This is a genomic window from Phytohabitans kaempferiae (genome assembly GCF_042433955.1).
Classification (GTDB): domain Bacteria; phylum Actinomycetota; class Actinomycetes; order Mycobacteriales; family Micromonosporaceae; genus Phytohabitans; species Phytohabitans kaempferiae.
In genome coordinates, this window is sequence record NZ_JBHLUH010000061.1 from 47,656 (window position 1) to 62,585 (window position 14,930).

The window sequence follows — 14,930 nt, forward strand, 5'->3', positions numbered from 1 at the left end:
GCGCGGCGCCTGCCTCACCCCGCCGGCGGGGGATTCGCGGAGCGGGGTCCGGTCTGGACGAGCAGTATCTGATCGCCGGGCTGCATCGGGACGTGGTGCCGGTGCTGGTGCATGCGGACGGCGGTCTGGTAGTCGGGGTCCGATCGGGCGAGGATCCGGCCGATCCCCGTCCGGCGGGAGCCGCCCCGACACAGTTCGAGCTGGGCGGGCCGGAGGAAGTGGCGCCACCATCGCTTGTTTGCTGAGTCGCCGATCAGGACCACGTACTTGCCGCCGTCGGTCGCGTAGAGCACGGGGAGGGTGACCCGGCGTCCGCTGCCGGTGCGGTACCGCAGTTCGCAGAGTTCGGAGTCGAGCAGCCGGTGCAGCCGCGAACGGAGGATCGCCAGCACCGCCCGGTTGACGAGCGCGGGTGGCCGGCGGGTCTGGCGGCGGGGCCGGTTGCCGGTGGCGGCGCGGGGCACCTCGCGGCTCCTTCGTGCGCGGATACGGGATCGCATTGGTGATGCCCGTTCCCCCTGCTCGTAACCTGGCCAGCGCGTGCCGCCCCTACGGTCGCCGCGGACGCGTGCCTACAGCAGGCGCCGGCGGACCAGTTCCTGTAGCGCGAAGTAGCCCGGCACGGTGGGGAGCCAGAAGGTCGCCAGCCGGTAGATCAGGACTCCGGCCACGGCGGTGTCGGCGGGGATGCCGTAGATCAGCAGACCGGAGACGAGTGCCGCCTCGGTGGCGCCGAGGCCGCCGGGGGTCGGCGCGGCGGACGCGATCCCCTCGCCGATGAGGCACACGAGCACGACCGGGGGAATGATCGCCGGGGCGGTGGTGAGCCCGACGGCGAGCAGGGCCAGGTAGAGGCAGGCGCCGTAGGTGAGGCTGATGGCCAGGGAGACCGCCATGAGGCGGACCAGCCGGTGGTAGTTCGCGAGGGACCGCAGCGCCGCGACGACCTGGTGCGCGACGGCGTGGCTCCGGGCCCGTAGCCGAGGTACGGCGACCGCCACGGCGGCGGCGAGCAGGACGGCCAGGACGCCGAGCAGGACGGGCAGGCCCTTGGTGGCCTCGGCGTGCAGCAGGTTCCGGGCGGGCTGCCGGGCGAACGGGACGAGCAGGGGCAGCAGGAGCACGACCGAGACCACACCGGCCACGCGGACGACCGTCACGATCGTCGCCGCCTCGGCGGTGGTGGCCGGCCCGCGTTGCAGGAACCGCAGGCTCAGCGCGGCGCCGCCGATACTGCCCGGGGCGAGGCGGTTGGCGAAGGAGGCGGCGACCTGGGTGAGCACGGTCTGCCCGAGCGGGATCCGGTCGGCGGCGGCGATCCGTAGCGCGAGGGCGCTGAACAGGTAGGTGGCGGCCGAGGCGAGCAGGGCGCCCAGGACCGTGAGCGGGTTCGCGGTCAGCATCAGGTGCAGCGCGGTGCCCACCTTGCCGACCTGCGGCAGCAGGAAGTGGACGAGCAGGCCGAGCATCACGAGCTGGAAGATGCCACGTGGGGTGATCCGGGCGATCCGGGCGGGCCGGTCCTGGCGGCTCGGGCAGTGCGTGGTGATCTGGTCGTGGATCTCGCCGAGCAGGCCGGGGCGGTCGTCGAGGATCTTGCGTCCGGCCCGAGACAGCAACGGCCGTTGCAGGTAGGGCAGGCAGTCCGCGACCCGGTCGGCGCCGATGTGTTCCACCGCCGCGGCGACCGCGGGGCGGGCGCCGACCAGGCTGGCCAGCGTCACCAGGAGTTCCACGATGTCGCGGGCCTGCTGGGCGGCGGTCGCGTTGTCGGTGCCGAAGCCCAGGTCGAGGAGGCAGACGTGGTGGTCGCGCAGCATGATGTTCGCGGCGCGCAGGTCGCGGTGTGCCAGTCCGGCCCGGTGCAGGAGGGCGACCTGGTGACAGGTGTCGGCGAGGCCGGCCGGTGACAGATGGGCGCCGGGCGAGTCCAGGGGCTGGCCGTCGACGAACTCCTCGACCAGGATGGCGTCGCCGTTCGCGGCGATGGCCGTCGTGACCAACCGGGGCACGCGCACGCCGACCCGTTCGGCGAGCAGCGACAGGTACGCCTCGTGCTCGTTCTTCTGTTTCGCGGTCAGGTACGGGGGCTCGTCGGCGATGTCGCGGTAACGCATCCGCCGGTAGAGCTTGTAGAGCCAGTCGGCGTCCCGCTGCTCGCCACCGGTGACCTTGACGAACAGGCGCCGGCCGTCGGCGGCGTCGCCGCTGAAGGGGCGGGAGCCGCGTGCGTCGCTGGCCATCGGCTCCAGCCGGAGCAGGTCCAGGCCGCGCTCGTGGAGGGCTTGGCGGAGGCGCCCGGTCGAGCCCTCCGGACCGACCTGGCCGACCAGAAGCCGGGTCAGGCAGAGGGCGAGCCAGCCGACCAGGAACCCGCCGAGCGCGTCGGCGGGCAGGTGCGCGCCGACGTGGACGCGGGCGACCGCGACCAGGGCGATGCCCGCCCAGGCGTACCAGCGGCGGTGTCGGGGAAGGGCGCGGCTGAGGACGAGCCCCAGGGCGGAGGCGACGGCGACATGGCCGGACGGGAAGCCCAGAGCCCCGGTGATGGTGTCGTGGACCCGTACGTCGTTCCAGAGCGCGGTCGGCCGTTCCCGGGCGACCGCGACCTTGCAGACGATCGCCAGCCAGTAGGCGAGGTTGCCGGCGATCAGCAGGTCCCGCGCGAGCGCGAACCGGCGCAGCGCGGCGGCGGCGAGCGCGGCCACGAAGACCGCCAGGTACGAGCCCGCCTGCATGACGACCACCAACGCCGGCGTCAGCCCAGCCGGCAGGTGGTTGAACAGGACGAACAGGTCCCGTTCCCACCGGTCGATCGGCCGCGCACGGATCAGGAGACCGAGCACGACAAGCAGGCCGACGCAGACGGACGTGCTGAACACCAGAGCCGGTGACGGCCGGTGCGTCCGGGCCATCGCAAACCTCGCGTACGGGGGCCACCGTCGGTCAGATGCCTGGGGACCGACCCTACGTGGCCACCGGCCGCGGTGGGGCCGGATCGGCGCAGTCGCCCGGAGCGACCGGGGAGCGCCGGGCGAGCAGTTTCGCTCGTACCCTCCTCACCTCGGTGAGGTGACCCCGCGGCCATCGCCGGCCCGGCTTCGAGCGGGCCGACGAGCCGTTCAGCTCTCTGGCATTTCCACTTTCCTGATGAACCACCTCCAACAGTGTGAAAGGGATAAGTTGGTCGCTGCATGTGTCCGCCTGGGGCCGTGAGGTGGTTGTGATGTCCCATCAGCAGTTCGGGTTCGCCGTGGGGTTCGCCGTGGTGGCGGTGTGGTTGGCCGCGGGGTTCGGTGCTGCTGTGGCGGCGGTGCTGGCCGGCGTGGCCGGCGTGCTCGTCGCTCGGGTCCTCGACCGACAGGTGGACCTCGGAGAGTTGGTCGATCGCTTCAGCGGCGGGGCGCGGCGCTCGCCGCGCTGACGGGCGGCGGCCGGAACCAGCCGGTGTGACAGCGGCACGAGAATGCGGGGTATTGACATGGCTGATACGGCCACGAAGGGCTCGCCGGACACGGCGACCGACCGGATGACGGGCGGCAGAGGTACGGAGCCGAGCCGGTCGCAGTTGGTGACCGAGGAGGGCAGGACCCGCATCGCGGAGGGTGTGGTCGCGAAGATCTCCGGCCTGGCGGCCCGCGAGATTCCCGGCGTGCACTCGATGGGCAAGGGGGTTTCCCGCCGCATCGGGCAGGTCCGGTCGATGATGCCGGGCACCACCGACATGAGCCGGCAGGGAGTGTCCGTGCAGGTGGGGGAGCGGGAGGCCGCGGTCGACCTGGACGTGGTGACCTGGTACGGCCAGAGCATCGTGGATGTCTGCGACGCCGTGCGCCGCAACGTCAAGGACCGGGTGCAGTCGATGACCGGGCTGAAGGTCGTCGAGGTGAACATCACGGTCGACGACGTGTTCGTCGAGGGCGAGCAGGACGAGGAGAAGGAGCCACGGGTCCAGTGACCGGAAGTGCTCGGGAACTGGCCGTCGCGGTGCGCGACGCGGTGAGCGCGGTGCCGGGCGTCGGCCGGGTCGGCTCGGAGTCCACTGTGGAGGTCGGCACGCAGTACCCCGGCGGAAAGGTGCCGGGGGTGCGCCTGGTGGGCGACACGGTGGAGGTGCATCTGGTGGTCGACCGGCTGCCGTTGCAACCGGTCGTGCGCCAGGCCCGCGCCGCCGCCCGTGTCGTCCTGTCCGCCGCCGGCGATCCACGGCCGGTCACCATCGTGGTGACCGACGTGCCGGACGACTTCGTCCTCGCGGACTCGACCGCCTCCCTGGCGGCCGGGGCGACCGACGTGGCGTACGCGGTGGCGGCCGGCATGTTCGGCCAACCGGACGGCCACTCACCACGGCCTCCGGACGGGGGTGGCTGATGGCCGTCGTCAACCGGCTGGCGTCCTTGCTGCTCGGGATCGTGCTGCTGGCCGCCGGCCTGCTGCTCGCGATCGAGGCGGCCCTGCTCGGACTGGACCGGCCGTCGCTGTGGGTCCCACGCGACGCCTGGTACGCGCGGCTGACACAGACCCGGTTCAGCGACAACAGCTTCCTGTTCGTGGCGCTCGTGATCGGCGTGGTGGGCCTGCTGGTGCTGCTGGCCCAACTGCGCCCGCGGCGGCCGGACCGCGTGCCGGTCGGCGAGGCGGACGGCTGGTACCTGAACCGGCGCTCGGTGGAGCAACGCCTCGCCGAGGTAGCCAACCGCGTGCCGGCCGTGCATGACGCGCATGTCCGCGTCCGCGGCCGGGGACGCCAGTGGCGCGCGGTGGTCAAGGCCGCCGGTGACCGCGCCTCGATCCCCGACGTGGAGCAGGCCGTACGAGGCGAGCTCGACCGCCTCGCCGCGCCTGACACGGTCAAGGTCGGGGTCTCGCTCGCCCGGGTCAGGAGGGTGACGTGACCGACGCCGCGAACCGAGCACTGTGGACAGTGATCGGCCTGGTGCTGCTCCTCGCCGGCGTGGCCGGCGTGCTCGCCCACTACGACCGGCTCCCGGGCGTCACGACGCCGTCCGCGGTGCTGTGGCCGGCCCTCGTCACCGGCTGGCGAGACATCAGCCCGTGGGGTCACATCCTGGTGATCGTGGTCGGCCTTCTGGTGGCGCTACTTGGCCTGTGGCTCGCCCGCCTCCAGTTGCGTACCACCGGCGAACGCGGGCTGCGCGACCTGACCGGCGGCGAGCTGAAGCGGGCGCACGCGTCGCCGTCCGGCGACACGGTCGAACTCCAGCCGGAGCAGCCCGTGCCGGGCGAGACGACCGTGCGCGCACAGGCCCTGGAGAAGGCGCTCCGCCGCGACCTGGCCCGGCAGCCCGGCATCCACGCCGCCAAGGTCGACATCACCGGCGCCGCCGCGCACCCTCACCTCGCCGTCCGCCTCGACCTGCCACCTGACACGGACCTGGCCAGGGTACGGGCCATCGCGGACGACGCCCTGAGCCGCTTCGCCACGACCAGCGGTCTGGAGCCCGAGCACCCCTCGTTTACCGCCCGCCTCACCGGCTCGACGTCGCTGCGCTGACGCCTCGGTCGAGCACGTCCTAGTCGTCGGCGGCGCTGTCGAGCAGGTCGCGCAGCGTGCGCTCGTCGTCGGGGTCGAGGGAGCTGACGAACCGGCGCAGCACGGAGGCGTGGTCGGGCTCGGCGGCGAGCAGGTGGCGCATGCGCTTGGCGACGAGCGTGGCGGCGTCGGCGACCGCGGCGTACCGGTAGGCGCGGCCGGCGCGGTGGCGGGAGACCGCGTCCTTCTCGTACAGCCGGGACAGGGTCGTGACGACCGTGCTGTAGGACAGGGCCAGTGAGGGGTCCAGCCGCTCGCGGACCTCGCCGGGCGTGAGCGGCCGGCCGGCGTCGACCAGGACGGTGACCACCTGGGCCTCGAGCTGTCCGGGGCGCCTGCGGGCGCCAGCGCCCGGGGTCGTGTCGGGGCTGTCGTTCGCCGTCATTGCCGAAGACCCTAGCGTTTCGGGGCGGATCGTGTCCGGCCCGCGTGGTCGCGGTCGGCGTGCTGGCAGACTGTGAGCTGGTCATTTGGGGCTTGGGGGACGCGTGTTCGATCACTTCGTCTGGTCGGTGGTGGTGGTTCCGCCGCTGTTCGTGCTGGTCGCGTACCTGTGCGCGGGCCGCCTGGACCCGTGGCGCGGCGCGGTCGTGCTGGCCTGGTCGGCGGCGGGGGCCGCGTTCGCCAGCACCGCCAACCTGCTCGTGTTCGCCCTCAAGGCGATCGCGGAGCTGCCCGCGGTGGCGGGGCTGTTCGACTGGTCGCACCACACGGTGGCGCTGGACACCGGGCATGTGCCGTGGGTCTCGTGGCTGTCGCTGGTGCTGCTGGCGGGAGCGGTCGCGGCGGCCGGACGCGTGTGGTGGCGGCACCGCCGGGTGCTGCGGGCGGCCGGGGAGCTGGCCGGGCTGCCGTCGCACGAGGGGGTGCTGGTGCTGGCCGACGCCGCTCCGCTGGCCTACGCGGTGCCGGGGCGGCCGGGGGTCGTCGTGGTGACCACCGGGATGCGGGCGGCGCTGACCGCGGAGCAGTACGCCGCGTTGCTGGCGCACGAGCGCGCCCACCTGGCTGGCCGGCATCACCGGTTGATCCGGCTGGCGGCGATGTCGGGCGCGGCCCATCCCGCGCTTCGGTGGGTGGCCCGGCAGGTGGATTACCTGGTCGAGCGGGCGGCGGACGAGCGGGCCGCGGTCGAGGTGGGGAGCCGGCGGACGGTGGCGCGGGCGATCGGTGCCGCCGCGCTGGCCGTCGGCGACAGCGCGGGCCGGCCGGGCGCCCCGGTGCCCGTCGCGTCGGCGGTCGCCCGGGCCGGCGACGTGCCGCGGCGGGTCGGTGCGCTGCTGCGTCCGGCGGGCACCTTGCGGGCCCGCTACCTCGCCATCCTCCCGGCGGCGCTCGCGGTCGGTTCGATCATCTGGACCGGTGAGGCCGTCTACGACCTGCACGAGCTGCTTCGGGCGGCTCGGGTCACCGCCAGGTAACAGGTCCCGGGGGCGCTCGCGCGTTTAGGTTAGCCTCTGCTAACTTCTACATCCAGTAGAAGAGCCAGGGCCCGGCTCCCCGTGCGACCAAAGGAGCGCCACTGTGCCCGCCCCCCGAAAGATCCTCCTCGCCCTCGCCGCGGGCGTTCTCGCTGTCGGCCTCGCCGGCTGTGGTGGCGACGAGGCGGAGACCCCGGAGCCTGGTACCGAGCCCGCGTCGGACAAGAAGATCACTGTCTACAGCGGCCGCAGCGAAAACCTGGTGAAGCCGCTGCTGGAGAAGTTCACCCAGCAGACCGGCATCACGGTCGAGGCCCGTTACGCCGGCACCGCCGCGATGGCCAGCCAGCTGCTGGAGGAGGGGGACAGGTCGCCGGCGGACGCGTTCTTCGCGCAGGACGCCGGAGCCCTCGGCGCGGTGGCGAAGAACGACATGTTCGCGCCGCTGCCGGACGAGGTCACCGCCAAGGTCCCGGACGCCTACCGGGCCAAGAACGGCGCTTGGGTCGGTGTGACGGCCCGCGCCCGCGTGGTCGTCTACAACCCCGACCTGGTCCCGGCCGCACAACTGCCGGCGTCGGTGTTCGACCTGACCAAGCCGGAGTGGAAGGGCAAGGTCGGCGTCGCACCGACCAACGCCTCGTTCCAGGCGTTCATCACCGCGGTCACCGTGCAGCACGGCGAGGCGAAGGCGAAGGAGTTTCTGGCCGGCCTGAAGGCCAACGACGCCAAGGTGTACGAGGGCAACGCGACCATCGTCCAGGACGTCGACGCTGGCAAGCTCGCCACCGGGCTGGTCAACCACTACTACCTCGGCGAGATGTCCAAGGAGCAGGGCAAGACGCCCGAGACGATGAAGGCGAAGCTGCACTACTTCCCCAACGGCGACAGCGGCGGCCTGGTCAACGTCGCCGGCGTGGGCGTGCTGAAGAAGGCGGCCGAGGACCCGGACGTGCGCACGTTCGTCGACTACCTGCTGGGCACCGAGGCGCAGACCTACTTCGCCGAGGAGACCTTCGAGTACCCGGTGGTCGCCGGCGTGCCGGCGCCCGCGTACGCGCCGGCGCTGGACACGCTGACCGTACCCGGGGTGGACCTCAACGACCTGGACCAGCTCGAGGCCACGATCGCCCTGATCAAGGATTCGGGCCTCCTGCCCTGACCGTGACCGTCGCACGGCGGGCCCGCCGAGTACGGGCCCGCCGTGCGTCGTATCCGCGGCTCGCGCACCGGCCGGTGGTTCAAAGTGGATGCGGTGTGAAGTGCAGCTTGTACAGCAGGTCATGGCCCGCCGATGACCGCGGGGCTACCGCTTGAGGGGCTCGGGGTCGGTCAGCGTGACGGAGAGGGATCCTCCGGACGACGGCCGCGCCAGGCTCGCGGTGAGCAGCGCCGAGAGCGCGGGCGACTCGGCGGTGACGACAAGCTCGCCGCCCTCACCGGCCGGAACGGAAAGATCCGCCCGGCCGTCGGCGCCGGTCGTCGCGGACGCGAGCGGCGCATCGTGCGTGGTGACCGTGATCGTGGCCTCGGGGACCGGGAGCGACAGGCACGTCCCCGGAGTGCTGGCCGGGCACACCGAGATCGTGACCCGGGCCTGCACCGTCGTCGCCGCGTCGGCGTCGCCGGAGCAGGCGGTCAGCATCACGCCGGCGGCGACCTGCGGTGCGAGCACGCGGAAGATTCGGCGTCTCAACCTTTGTTCCCGTCCTTCGCGTCGGTTTGGGCGTGGCCGCTACAGCGAAGCCGGTGCGAGGTCGCGCGTCAATCCGCGCAGGTGGGCCGTGTCCTGGCTGGGAGGCGCGCCGAACTGGCGCCGGTACTCCCGGCTGAACTGTGACGGGCTGTCGTATCCGACGCGGCGGCTGACGCCGGTGACGTCACCGGGACCGGTGGCGAGCAGGAGTCGGGCCTCCTGGAGCCGGATCTGCTTCTGGAACTGGATCGGGCTCATGGCGGTGACCGCCTGGAAGTTGCGGTAGAAGGCGGAGACGCTTCCGCGACGAGGACGTCGACTACGCCACGCGGATCTGGGCCGCCGGCGGCCAGGCCGAGCTGCACATCTGGGCCGGCGGCTTCCACGGCTTCGACGCGCTGTACCCGCGGGCGCCGATCTCGGCCGCGGCCCGGCGGACGCGCAACGACTGGCTCGCGCGGGTTCTCGGCACGGTTTCCGAACTGTCCACGAAGGAATTGGTGTGATGACAATGCGGGTCGCCATTGTCACCGGGGCCAGCTCCGGCATCGGGCAGAGCGCTGCCATCCAGATCGCCAAGCGCGGAACGGGGGTGATCCTCACCTACAACGGCAACCAGTACGGGGCGCTGGACACGGTCGCGGCGATCGAGAAGGACGGCGGTACGGCCGTCGCGCTGCCGCTGGACGCCGGCCGGTCGGAGACGTTTCCGGCCTTCCGTGACTCGGTGGTCGCCGCGCTGCGCGACACCTGGCGGCGTGACACGTTCGACCACCTCGTCAACAACGCCGGCTTCGGCCAGATGGCCTTGTTCGAGGAGACAACCGAGGAGATGTTCGACGGGCTCATGCGGGTCCTGCTCAAAGGCCCGTACTTCCTGACCCAGACGCTGCTGCCGCTGCTGGCCGACGGAGGCGCCATCGTCAACGTCACCAGCAACGCGGCCTCGTTCGCCGGCATGGAGCCGGGATACTCGGCCTACGGCACCATGAAGGGCGGTCTGGTCGTGCTGACCCGCTACATGGCCAAGGAGTTCAGCCCTCGTGGCATCCGGGTCAACTCGGTCTCTCCCGGTTCGACCCGCACCCGCATCGCCGGCAACGCGTTCGAGCGCCACCCCGAGGTGATCCCCGGCCTCGCCGCCAGGACCGCGCTGGGGCGACTCGGCGAACCGGACGACATCGGCGTGGTCGTCGCGGCGCTGCTCGGCGACGAAGGCTGCTGGATCACCGCGCAGGACATCGAGGTGTCTGGCGGCTACAACCTGTAGCTCGGTTCAGCGGCGGCCGCCGGATCGGTGGCCGCCGCGCGCCCGGACGCCGAGGTCGCTGACCTGGTCGATGTGGCGCAGCTTGTCGGGGTTGGCGACGGAGTGGATGGCCTGGATCGCGCCGTCGGCGATGTCGAGGGCCATGACCGCGACCAGCCGGTCCGACGCGTCGAACGCCATCGCGCCGGGCTGGCCGTTGACCTCGGTGACCCGGACGCGCACGCCGTACCGTGCCAGCATGGACATCCCGGCCGACAGGGCCCGGGCCACGCGCTCGCGGCCGTCGACCGGCCGGGCCAGCGCCGGCACCTTGCCGCCGCCGTCGGCGTGCAGCGCCACGTCCCGTGCCAGCAGCGCCTCCAGCGCCCGGAGGTCGCCCTGCCCGGCGGCGGCGAAGAAGCGCCGAGCCAGCTCGTCTCGCTCCCGCCGGGAGGCGCGATAGCGCGGTCGCCGCTCCCTGACGTGGTTGCGAGCCCGCGCGACCAGGTGCCGCGCACTGTCCACATTGGTACCGACGATCTCGGCGACCTCCGCGTACGGGTAGTCGAAAACCTCGCGAAGCAGGAACGCGGCCCGCTGCTGCGGTGTCAGGCTCTCCAGCAGCACCAGGAACGCCAGCGACAGCGAGTCGGCGGTCTCGGCCCGCTCGGCCGGCGACGGGTCGGTGACCAGCGGCTCCGGCAGCCACTCGCCGACGTACCGCTCCCGCCGAGCCCGCGCCGAGCGAAGCTGGTCGATGGCGAGTCGGGTGACCAGCGTGGCGACGTACGCCCGGGGCGAGCTGATCTCCTCGTCCCGGCGCAGGGTCTGGTGCACGCGCAGGAACGCCTCCTGCACCACGTCTTCGGCTTCGCTGACGCTGCCGAGCATCCGGTAGGCGATGGCGAACGCCTTCGGCCGCAGCTCCCCGTACAGCTCCGAAGTGGACACTCCCGGTCAGCCCAATCCCTCGGCGAAACCCACGCGCCAGGTCGGGTACCGAAGCGTCCAGCCGAGTTCGCGCTTGGTCTTCTCGCTGGAGATCCCTCGGGCCCGCGTCATCATGTCCACCGGGCCCCTGCCGGCCAGCGGACGGACGAGCCAGGCCGGTACGCGGCGCGGCGGTCTGGCGCCGAGCGCGCGGGCCAGCTCCGGCAGGAAGTCGCGCACCGGTGCCGGCTCGTCGTCACCGACGTGGTAGATCCCGCGCCGGCCACGCTCGACGGCCGCGACCGTGGCCGAGGCGGCATCGACGATGTGTACCAGCGACCACACCCCACCGCCACCGCCGATGATCGGAAACCTGCGCTTGCGGAGCCACTCGGCCATGACGGCACCGGGCTCGGCGCTGATGCCGGTACCCGGGCCATAGAAGCCACCGTAGCGAAGCGCGATGCCGTCGGCCCAGCTGACGCCGGTCACCGCCCGCTCCAGGTGGCGTAGCGCGGCCACCGCCTCCTCGGCGTCCGCGGGCGGGTTCGGCTCGATCCGGCCGCTCTCGTCGGCGACCGGACCGCCGGTGCGTTCCATCCACAGGGAGTTGCTCTGCGCCACGAACCTGCGGACGCCGACGGCACGCGCGGCGGCCAGCAGGTGGTCGGTGCCCTCCGTGCGCAGGCGGTTGGTGGCGGCCGCCATCCGCCTCGCCCGCCGGAAGTCCGCCGGTCCGCTGAGCGCGGTGAGCTGATGGATGACCACCTCGGGCTCGGCCTTGGCCACCACGTCGGCCACCGAGTCGGGGTCGAGCGCGTCGACGATCACCGGCTCGGCGCCGAGCGCCCGCAACGCGCCGAGCTTGGCGGCCGAACGGGTCGTGCCCACCACCTCGTGGCCGCGCGCCACGAGCTGGGAAACGAGATGGCGGCCGATCGCGCCGGACGCTCCGGCGATGAAGATTCGCATGACGTCTCCGTTCGTTGTGCTCATCAAGAGGAGACGAGGCGCGCCCGCGGCCCATGAACGGCGGTTACCCAGTTCACAGCGGGCGGGGTTCGTCCATGTGCCGTCGCGCCGCTCTAGAGTTGCGGCGTGCGCATCCGGATCGAGGGCACTGACCTGCCAGGGCGGAGGGCCGGTGCCGAGGCCGCCGCGTTGCGGTTGGGCAACGTACACGTGGGGGTGCAGCGCGGGGCCGAGGTGGTCGACCGGGTCTCGGCGGCCGCGTCGGAGGCGGTCTGGCGGTTCGAGGTCACCAGCCGCGAGGTGGACGGGCTGCTCGACGTCGGCGGGCCGTGGGTCCACGGGCGACCCGGCGCGCGGTTCCTCTACCTCAGCTGGGGCACGGTGACCGACGACCGGTTCGAGATGTTCCGGCGGGCGAAGCTGCTGTTCGGCGACATCCCGAGCGACCTGCTGCGTGCCGCGCACGACGGCCCGGGGGAGCTGGTCTGCCGGCTCGGGTTGACCGACGCCGCGGGCGAGCCGCGCTGCGCCCGCGTCCGCCCGCCCGACGTGGCGTGGACAATGCGGTGACCGTGCCGCCGCCGTTCGACAGCTTCGGACGAGTTGCGCCGGTGCGGCGTCGCCGGCTAACCCGGCACGGACGAGGCGCACCGCCGGCGTGACGCGGTCGGCAGGAGGTGGGCGACCGAAACCCGAAACGGCGCCGGTCACCGGCGGTATCGTCGCGGTCGTGGACGCGCGGTTAGGGGGCCCTCCGTGTTTGTACAGGTGATCCAAGGACCGGTATCGGACCCGGAGGGGATGCGCGCCGCGCTCGACCGGTGGGCGGCGGACCTCGCGCCCGGTGCGCAGGGCTGGCTCGGCACGGCGGCCGGCGTCACCGACGACGGCGTGGCCATCGCGGTCACCCAGTTCGAGTCCGAGGAGGCGGCCCGGCGCAACAACGACCGCCCGGAGCAGGATCGGTGGTGGGCCGAGACGGCCAGGCTGTTCTCCGGCGAGGTGACCTTCCGGGACAGCGCCAGCGCCGTGGTCGACATGGTCGGCGACGCCGACGAGGCCGGCTTCGTACAGGTCATCGAAGGTCAGGGGACCGACCCCGACCGGTCCCGGCAGCTCATGGCGCAGGAGACCGGCGAGTGGGCCGAATACCGCCCCGACATCCTCGGCACCGTCGGCGCCCAGCACGATGACGGCGCCTTCACGATGGCGGTGTTCTTCACCTCCGAGGAGGACGCCCGCGAGGCCGAGCGCCAGGAGCTGCCACCGAGGTTGAAGGCCCAGATGGACGAGATGAACGCGCTGAGCGTCGGCGCTCCGCAGTATTTCGACCTGAGGCAGCCCTGGCTGTACTCCCCGCGCTGAACCGCCGTGCCACCAAGCCCTCGCACGCCCTGGACATGACTGCGGGTCACCCGGTGAGGGTGAGATGGACCGCCCCCGGCGAGGGGCGGTCCGTTTCTCACGCTCGCGTATGCCGGGTCAGCCGCCGGTGCCCGACGGGACCGGCGCGGGCGATGCGCCGACGACGGTGCCGGGGGGCGGTGCCTGGGCCGGGGCCGGCCGGAGCCCGGCCGGTACGGGCAGCGCGCTGCCTTTGACGAACTCGTCCCAGCCGACGTTCCAGGCTGTCCAGCCGTTGCCCGCGTCCAGCGTCACCTCGGTGCCCTTGACCGTGACCAGGTCGCCGACCTGGGTGACGCCCATCAGCCAGTTGGCGGCGGAGGCGGAGATGTTGGTGCAGCCGTGCGAGACGTTGCGGCTGCCCTGGTCTCCTACGGACCAGGGCGCTCCGTGGATGAACTCGCCGCCCCAGGTGAGTCGCTGGGCGTCCTGGACGTCGACCACGTAGCCGCCGTCCGGCTCGCCCCGCGTGTCGAAGGTCGTGTATTCGTGCTTCTCCATGATCACCATCTTGCCGCTGGAGGTCGGCGTGCTCGACTTGCCGAGGCTGACCGGGATCTTGCGGATCACCTTGCCGTCACGCAGGACCGACATCTGCTTCGTGCGGTTGTCGATCTCCAGGGCCACCTGATGGCCGACCTTGGAGGTGGCGGTGCGGTCGGCGTCCCCGACCCGGCCCTTTCCGATCGGCAGTCCCTGAAGGGCGGACCGGACGCTGATCGTCGTGCCGGGCCGCCAGAAGTCGGGCGCCCGGTAGTAGACCTGGCTGCCGTCGGCCACCCATGACCAGGCCCCGGGCTGCGGGGGATCGGTCTTCACGAACAACCGGCGCTGCACATCCGCTCTGGCCTCTTTGGCGACGGGCGGGTCGAACGCGACGGTAACCGGCATGGCTGTGCCGTACGTCCGGCCGTTGGAGAAGTACAACGTGCTGGTGATCGCCGGTTTCGTCGACTTCGGCATCGTGGTGAAGGTGGTCTTCTGGGTGACGGTCTTCCCGGCGTCGGTGGTGGCGGTCACCTCGGCGGTGTAGGTGCGGCGGGGCTGCAACGGCTTGCTCGGCACCCAGGCCGACGCGTCCTCCCGAGGTTCCGCCTGGACCTGGTTGCCCTTGTCGTCGGTGATCCGTACGGCGGTGACCCGCCCGCCCTTGACGGCTGTGCCCACCTCGGCGCTGATCGGCACGTCACGGGCCTGGTCGGCAGGTGTCACGAGCAGTTCCAGCGACGCCGCCTGCTCCCCGGCCCGCCGGCCGTCCGGTTTGCTGTCGGCGGTGCACGCGGCGAGTACCAACGGCGTGGCCGCGATGGCTACGGACAGCAGGTTCAGTCGCCGCCTCAACTCCATGATGCTCCCCCCGTTGGTGGCTTCCCTTCGCCACATTCTCTCTACCGCCATCCGATACACGCGCAATTTCGGATAGATTCACCGGGCGCAATTCTGGGCGGCATTTCCGGCGATGTGCGCGACGGCAGGGCCTGGGCAATTGCGGCAGAAGCGCGCCCAGCCGGCCGGTCCGGGTGGATGTGTCACGGCCGTGGCCGCCATCCCGTCCCGAACCGCCCGTGCCGCGCTGTCTCGCGCGTTCCGTCCGCTGGAAAGATGGACCTCAATTCGGGTGAGGGTGCCCTTTTATAGTGATCTTTCGGTGGCCAGGCCGGGCCTGGATCATGGGGCGGCGAAAAACATTCCGCGCGGCACCAC

19 protein-coding genes are annotated in these 14,930 nt (G+C 72.2%); 10 read left to right on the forward strand and 9 right to left on the reverse strand.

Annotated features, from left to right (window positions below; all coding sequences use genetic code 11):
• Positions 1–14: 14 nt before the first annotated feature.
• The gene (locus ACFFIA_RS29110; RefSeq protein WP_377256630.1) at positions 15–464 is read right to left on the reverse strand and encodes a hypothetical protein; all 450 of its coding nucleotides are present in this window, start codon (positions 462–464) and stop codon (positions 15–17) included.
• 108 nt (positions 465–572) lie between these two features.
• Entirely contained in the window at positions 573–2,915 is a 2,343-nt protein-coding gene (locus tag ACFFIA_RS29115; protein ID WP_377256633.1) for a flippase-like domain-containing protein, read from the reverse strand.
• A gap of 311 nt (positions 2,916–3,226) precedes the next feature.
• On the opposite strand from ACFFIA_RS29115, the gene ACFFIA_RS29120 reads away from it, so the two are divergent.
• The 5 genes from ACFFIA_RS29120 to ACFFIA_RS29140 are packed head-to-tail and all read left to right on the forward strand — an operon-like array spanning position 3,227 to position 5,515.
• Complete coding sequence (locus ACFFIA_RS29120; protein WP_377256635.1) at positions 3,227–3,424, forward strand: hypothetical protein; 198 nt, start codon at positions 3,227–3,229, stop codon at positions 3,422–3,424.
• Positions 3,425–3,481: 57 nt separating this feature from the next.
• On the forward strand, positions 3,482–3,958 hold the full coding sequence (locus ACFFIA_RS29125; RefSeq protein WP_377256638.1) for an Asp23/Gls24 family envelope stress response protein: 477 nt from the start codon (positions 3,482–3,484) through the stop codon (positions 3,956–3,958).
• On the forward strand, positions 3,955–4,371 hold the full coding sequence (locus ACFFIA_RS29130; RefSeq protein ID WP_377256641.1) for a hypothetical protein: 417 nt from the start codon (positions 3,955–3,957) through the stop codon (positions 4,369–4,371). Before ACFFIA_RS29125 ends, ACFFIA_RS29130 begins: the two co-directional genes overlap by 4 nt.
• A complete protein-coding gene (locus ACFFIA_RS29135) occupies positions 4,371–4,895 on the forward strand; it encodes an Asp23/Gls24 family envelope stress response protein (RefSeq protein ID WP_377256644.1) in 525 nt (174 codons plus the stop codon). The genes ACFFIA_RS29130 and ACFFIA_RS29135 overlap by 1 nt, the downstream gene beginning before the upstream one ends.
• On the forward strand, positions 4,892–5,515 hold the full coding sequence (locus tag ACFFIA_RS29140; RefSeq protein WP_377256648.1) for a hypothetical protein: 624 nt from the start codon (positions 4,892–4,894) through the stop codon (positions 5,513–5,515). The genes ACFFIA_RS29135 and ACFFIA_RS29140 overlap by 4 nt, the downstream gene beginning before the upstream one ends.
• Positions 5,516–5,534: 19 nt before the next feature.
• Here ACFFIA_RS29140 and ACFFIA_RS29145 read toward each other — a convergent pair whose 3' ends face one another.
• Complete coding sequence (locus ACFFIA_RS29145; protein WP_377256651.1) at positions 5,535–5,939, reverse strand: BlaI/MecI/CopY family transcriptional regulator; 405 nt, start codon at positions 5,937–5,939, stop codon at positions 5,535–5,537.
• A 103-nt stretch (positions 5,940–6,042) separates the two neighbouring features.
• Here ACFFIA_RS29145 and ACFFIA_RS29150 point away from each other — a divergent pair, with 103 nt between their 5' ends.
• Together ACFFIA_RS29150 and ACFFIA_RS29155 are read left to right on the forward strand one after the other, a co-directional pair.
• Positions 6,043–6,975, forward strand: coding sequence for a M56 family metallopeptidase (locus ACFFIA_RS29150; protein ID WP_377256654.1), 933 nt, complete (start codon positions 6,043–6,045; stop codon positions 6,973–6,975).
• 103 nt (positions 6,976–7,078) lie between these two features.
• Entirely contained in the window at positions 7,079–8,137 is a 1,059-nt protein-coding gene (locus tag ACFFIA_RS29155) for an iron ABC transporter substrate-binding protein (protein WP_377256657.1), read from the forward strand.
• Between the two features lie 144 nt (positions 8,138–8,281).
• On the opposite strand, the gene ACFFIA_RS29160 is transcribed toward ACFFIA_RS29155, so the two are convergent.
• From ACFFIA_RS29160 to ACFFIA_RS29170, 3 genes are all read right to left on the reverse strand, one after another.
• Positions 8,282–8,671: a hypothetical protein gene (locus ACFFIA_RS29160; RefSeq protein ID WP_377256660.1), complete on the reverse strand. Its 390-nt coding sequence runs from the start codon at positions 8,669–8,671 to the stop codon at positions 8,282–8,284.
• 39 nt (positions 8,672–8,710) lie between these two features.
• Complete coding sequence (locus tag ACFFIA_RS29165; RefSeq protein ID WP_377256663.1) at positions 8,711–8,929, reverse strand: helix-turn-helix transcriptional regulator; 219 nt, start codon at positions 8,927–8,929, stop codon at positions 8,711–8,713.
• A 61-nt stretch (positions 8,930–8,990) separates the two neighbouring features.
• A complete protein-coding gene (locus ACFFIA_RS29170) occupies positions 8,991–9,161 on the reverse strand; it encodes a hypothetical protein (RefSeq protein WP_377256666.1) in 171 nt (56 codons plus the stop codon).
• Positions 9,162–9,176: 15 nt separating this feature from the next.
• Between ACFFIA_RS29170 and ACFFIA_RS29175 the strand changes: the two genes are divergently transcribed.
• Positions 9,177–9,941 (forward strand): SDR family NAD(P)-dependent oxidoreductase, encoded by a 765-nt coding sequence (locus ACFFIA_RS29175; protein WP_377256669.1) that lies wholly within the window; start codon positions 9,177–9,179, stop codon positions 9,939–9,941.
• 6 nt (positions 9,942–9,947) lie between these two features.
• Here the strand turns inward: ACFFIA_RS29175 and ACFFIA_RS29180 are convergent, their stop codons facing one another.
• Complete coding sequence (locus ACFFIA_RS29180) at positions 9,948–10,871, reverse strand: RNA polymerase sigma-70 factor (protein WP_377256671.1); 924 nt, start codon at positions 10,869–10,871, stop codon at positions 9,948–9,950.
• Between the two features lie 6 nt (positions 10,872–10,877).
• A complete protein-coding gene (locus ACFFIA_RS29185; RefSeq protein ID WP_377256674.1) occupies positions 10,878–11,822 on the reverse strand; it encodes an NAD-dependent epimerase/dehydratase family protein in 945 nt (314 codons plus the stop codon).
• Between the two features lie 126 nt (positions 11,823–11,948).
• Here ACFFIA_RS29185 and ACFFIA_RS29190 point away from each other — a divergent pair, with 126 nt between their 5' ends.
• A complete protein-coding gene (locus ACFFIA_RS29190) occupies positions 11,949–12,392 on the forward strand; it encodes a DUF5990 family protein (RefSeq protein WP_377256677.1) in 444 nt (147 codons plus the stop codon).
• A 186-nt stretch (positions 12,393–12,578) separates the two neighbouring features.
• Positions 12,579–13,187: a hypothetical protein gene (locus ACFFIA_RS29195; protein WP_377256680.1), complete on the forward strand. Its 609-nt coding sequence runs from the start codon at positions 12,579–12,581 to the stop codon at positions 13,185–13,187.
• Positions 13,188–13,304: 117 nt separating this feature from the next.
• On the opposite strand, the gene ACFFIA_RS29200 is transcribed toward ACFFIA_RS29195, so the two are convergent.
• Positions 13,305–14,573, reverse strand: a complete 1,269-nt coding sequence (locus ACFFIA_RS29200) for a L,D-transpeptidase (RefSeq protein WP_377256682.1) — start codon at positions 14,571–14,573, stop codon at positions 13,305–13,307.
• Positions 14,574–14,930 lie beyond the last annotated feature (357 nt).

Bases quoted from the DNA above. Each gene is read 5' to 3' on its own strand.
- ACFFIA_RS29175 (WP_377256669.1), top strand. From the start codon at position 9,177: ATGACAATGCGGGTCGCCATTGTCACCGGGGCCAGCTCCGGCATCGGG.
- ACFFIA_RS29120 (WP_377256635.1), top strand. From the start codon at position 3,227: ATGTCCCATCAGCAGTTCGGGTTCGCCGTGGGGTTCGCCGTGGTGGCG.
- ACFFIA_RS29145 (WP_377256651.1), bottom strand. From the start codon at position 5,939: ATGACGGCGAACGACAGCCCCGACACGACCCCGGGCGCTGGCGCCCGC.
- ACFFIA_RS29200 (WP_377256682.1), bottom strand. From the start codon at position 14,573: ATGGAGTTGAGGCGGCGACTGAACCTGCTGTCCGTAGCCATCGCGGCC.
- ACFFIA_RS29135 (WP_377256644.1), top strand. From the start codon at position 4,371: ATGGCCGTCGTCAACCGGCTGGCGTCCTTGCTGCTCGGGATCGTGCTG.
- ACFFIA_RS29185 (WP_377256674.1), bottom strand. From the start codon at position 11,822: ATGCGAATCTTCATCGCCGGAGCGTCCGGCGCGATCGGCCGCCATCTC.
- ACFFIA_RS29115 (WP_377256633.1), bottom strand. From the start codon at position 2,915: ATGGCCCGGACGCACCGGCCGTCACCGGCTCTGGTGTTCAGCACGTCC.
- ACFFIA_RS29165 (WP_377256663.1), bottom strand. From the start codon at position 8,929: ATGAGCCCGATCCAGTTCCAGAAGCAGATCCGGCTCCAGGAGGCCCGA.
- ACFFIA_RS29125 (WP_377256638.1), top strand. From the start codon at position 3,482: ATGGCTGATACGGCCACGAAGGGCTCGCCGGACACGGCGACCGACCGG.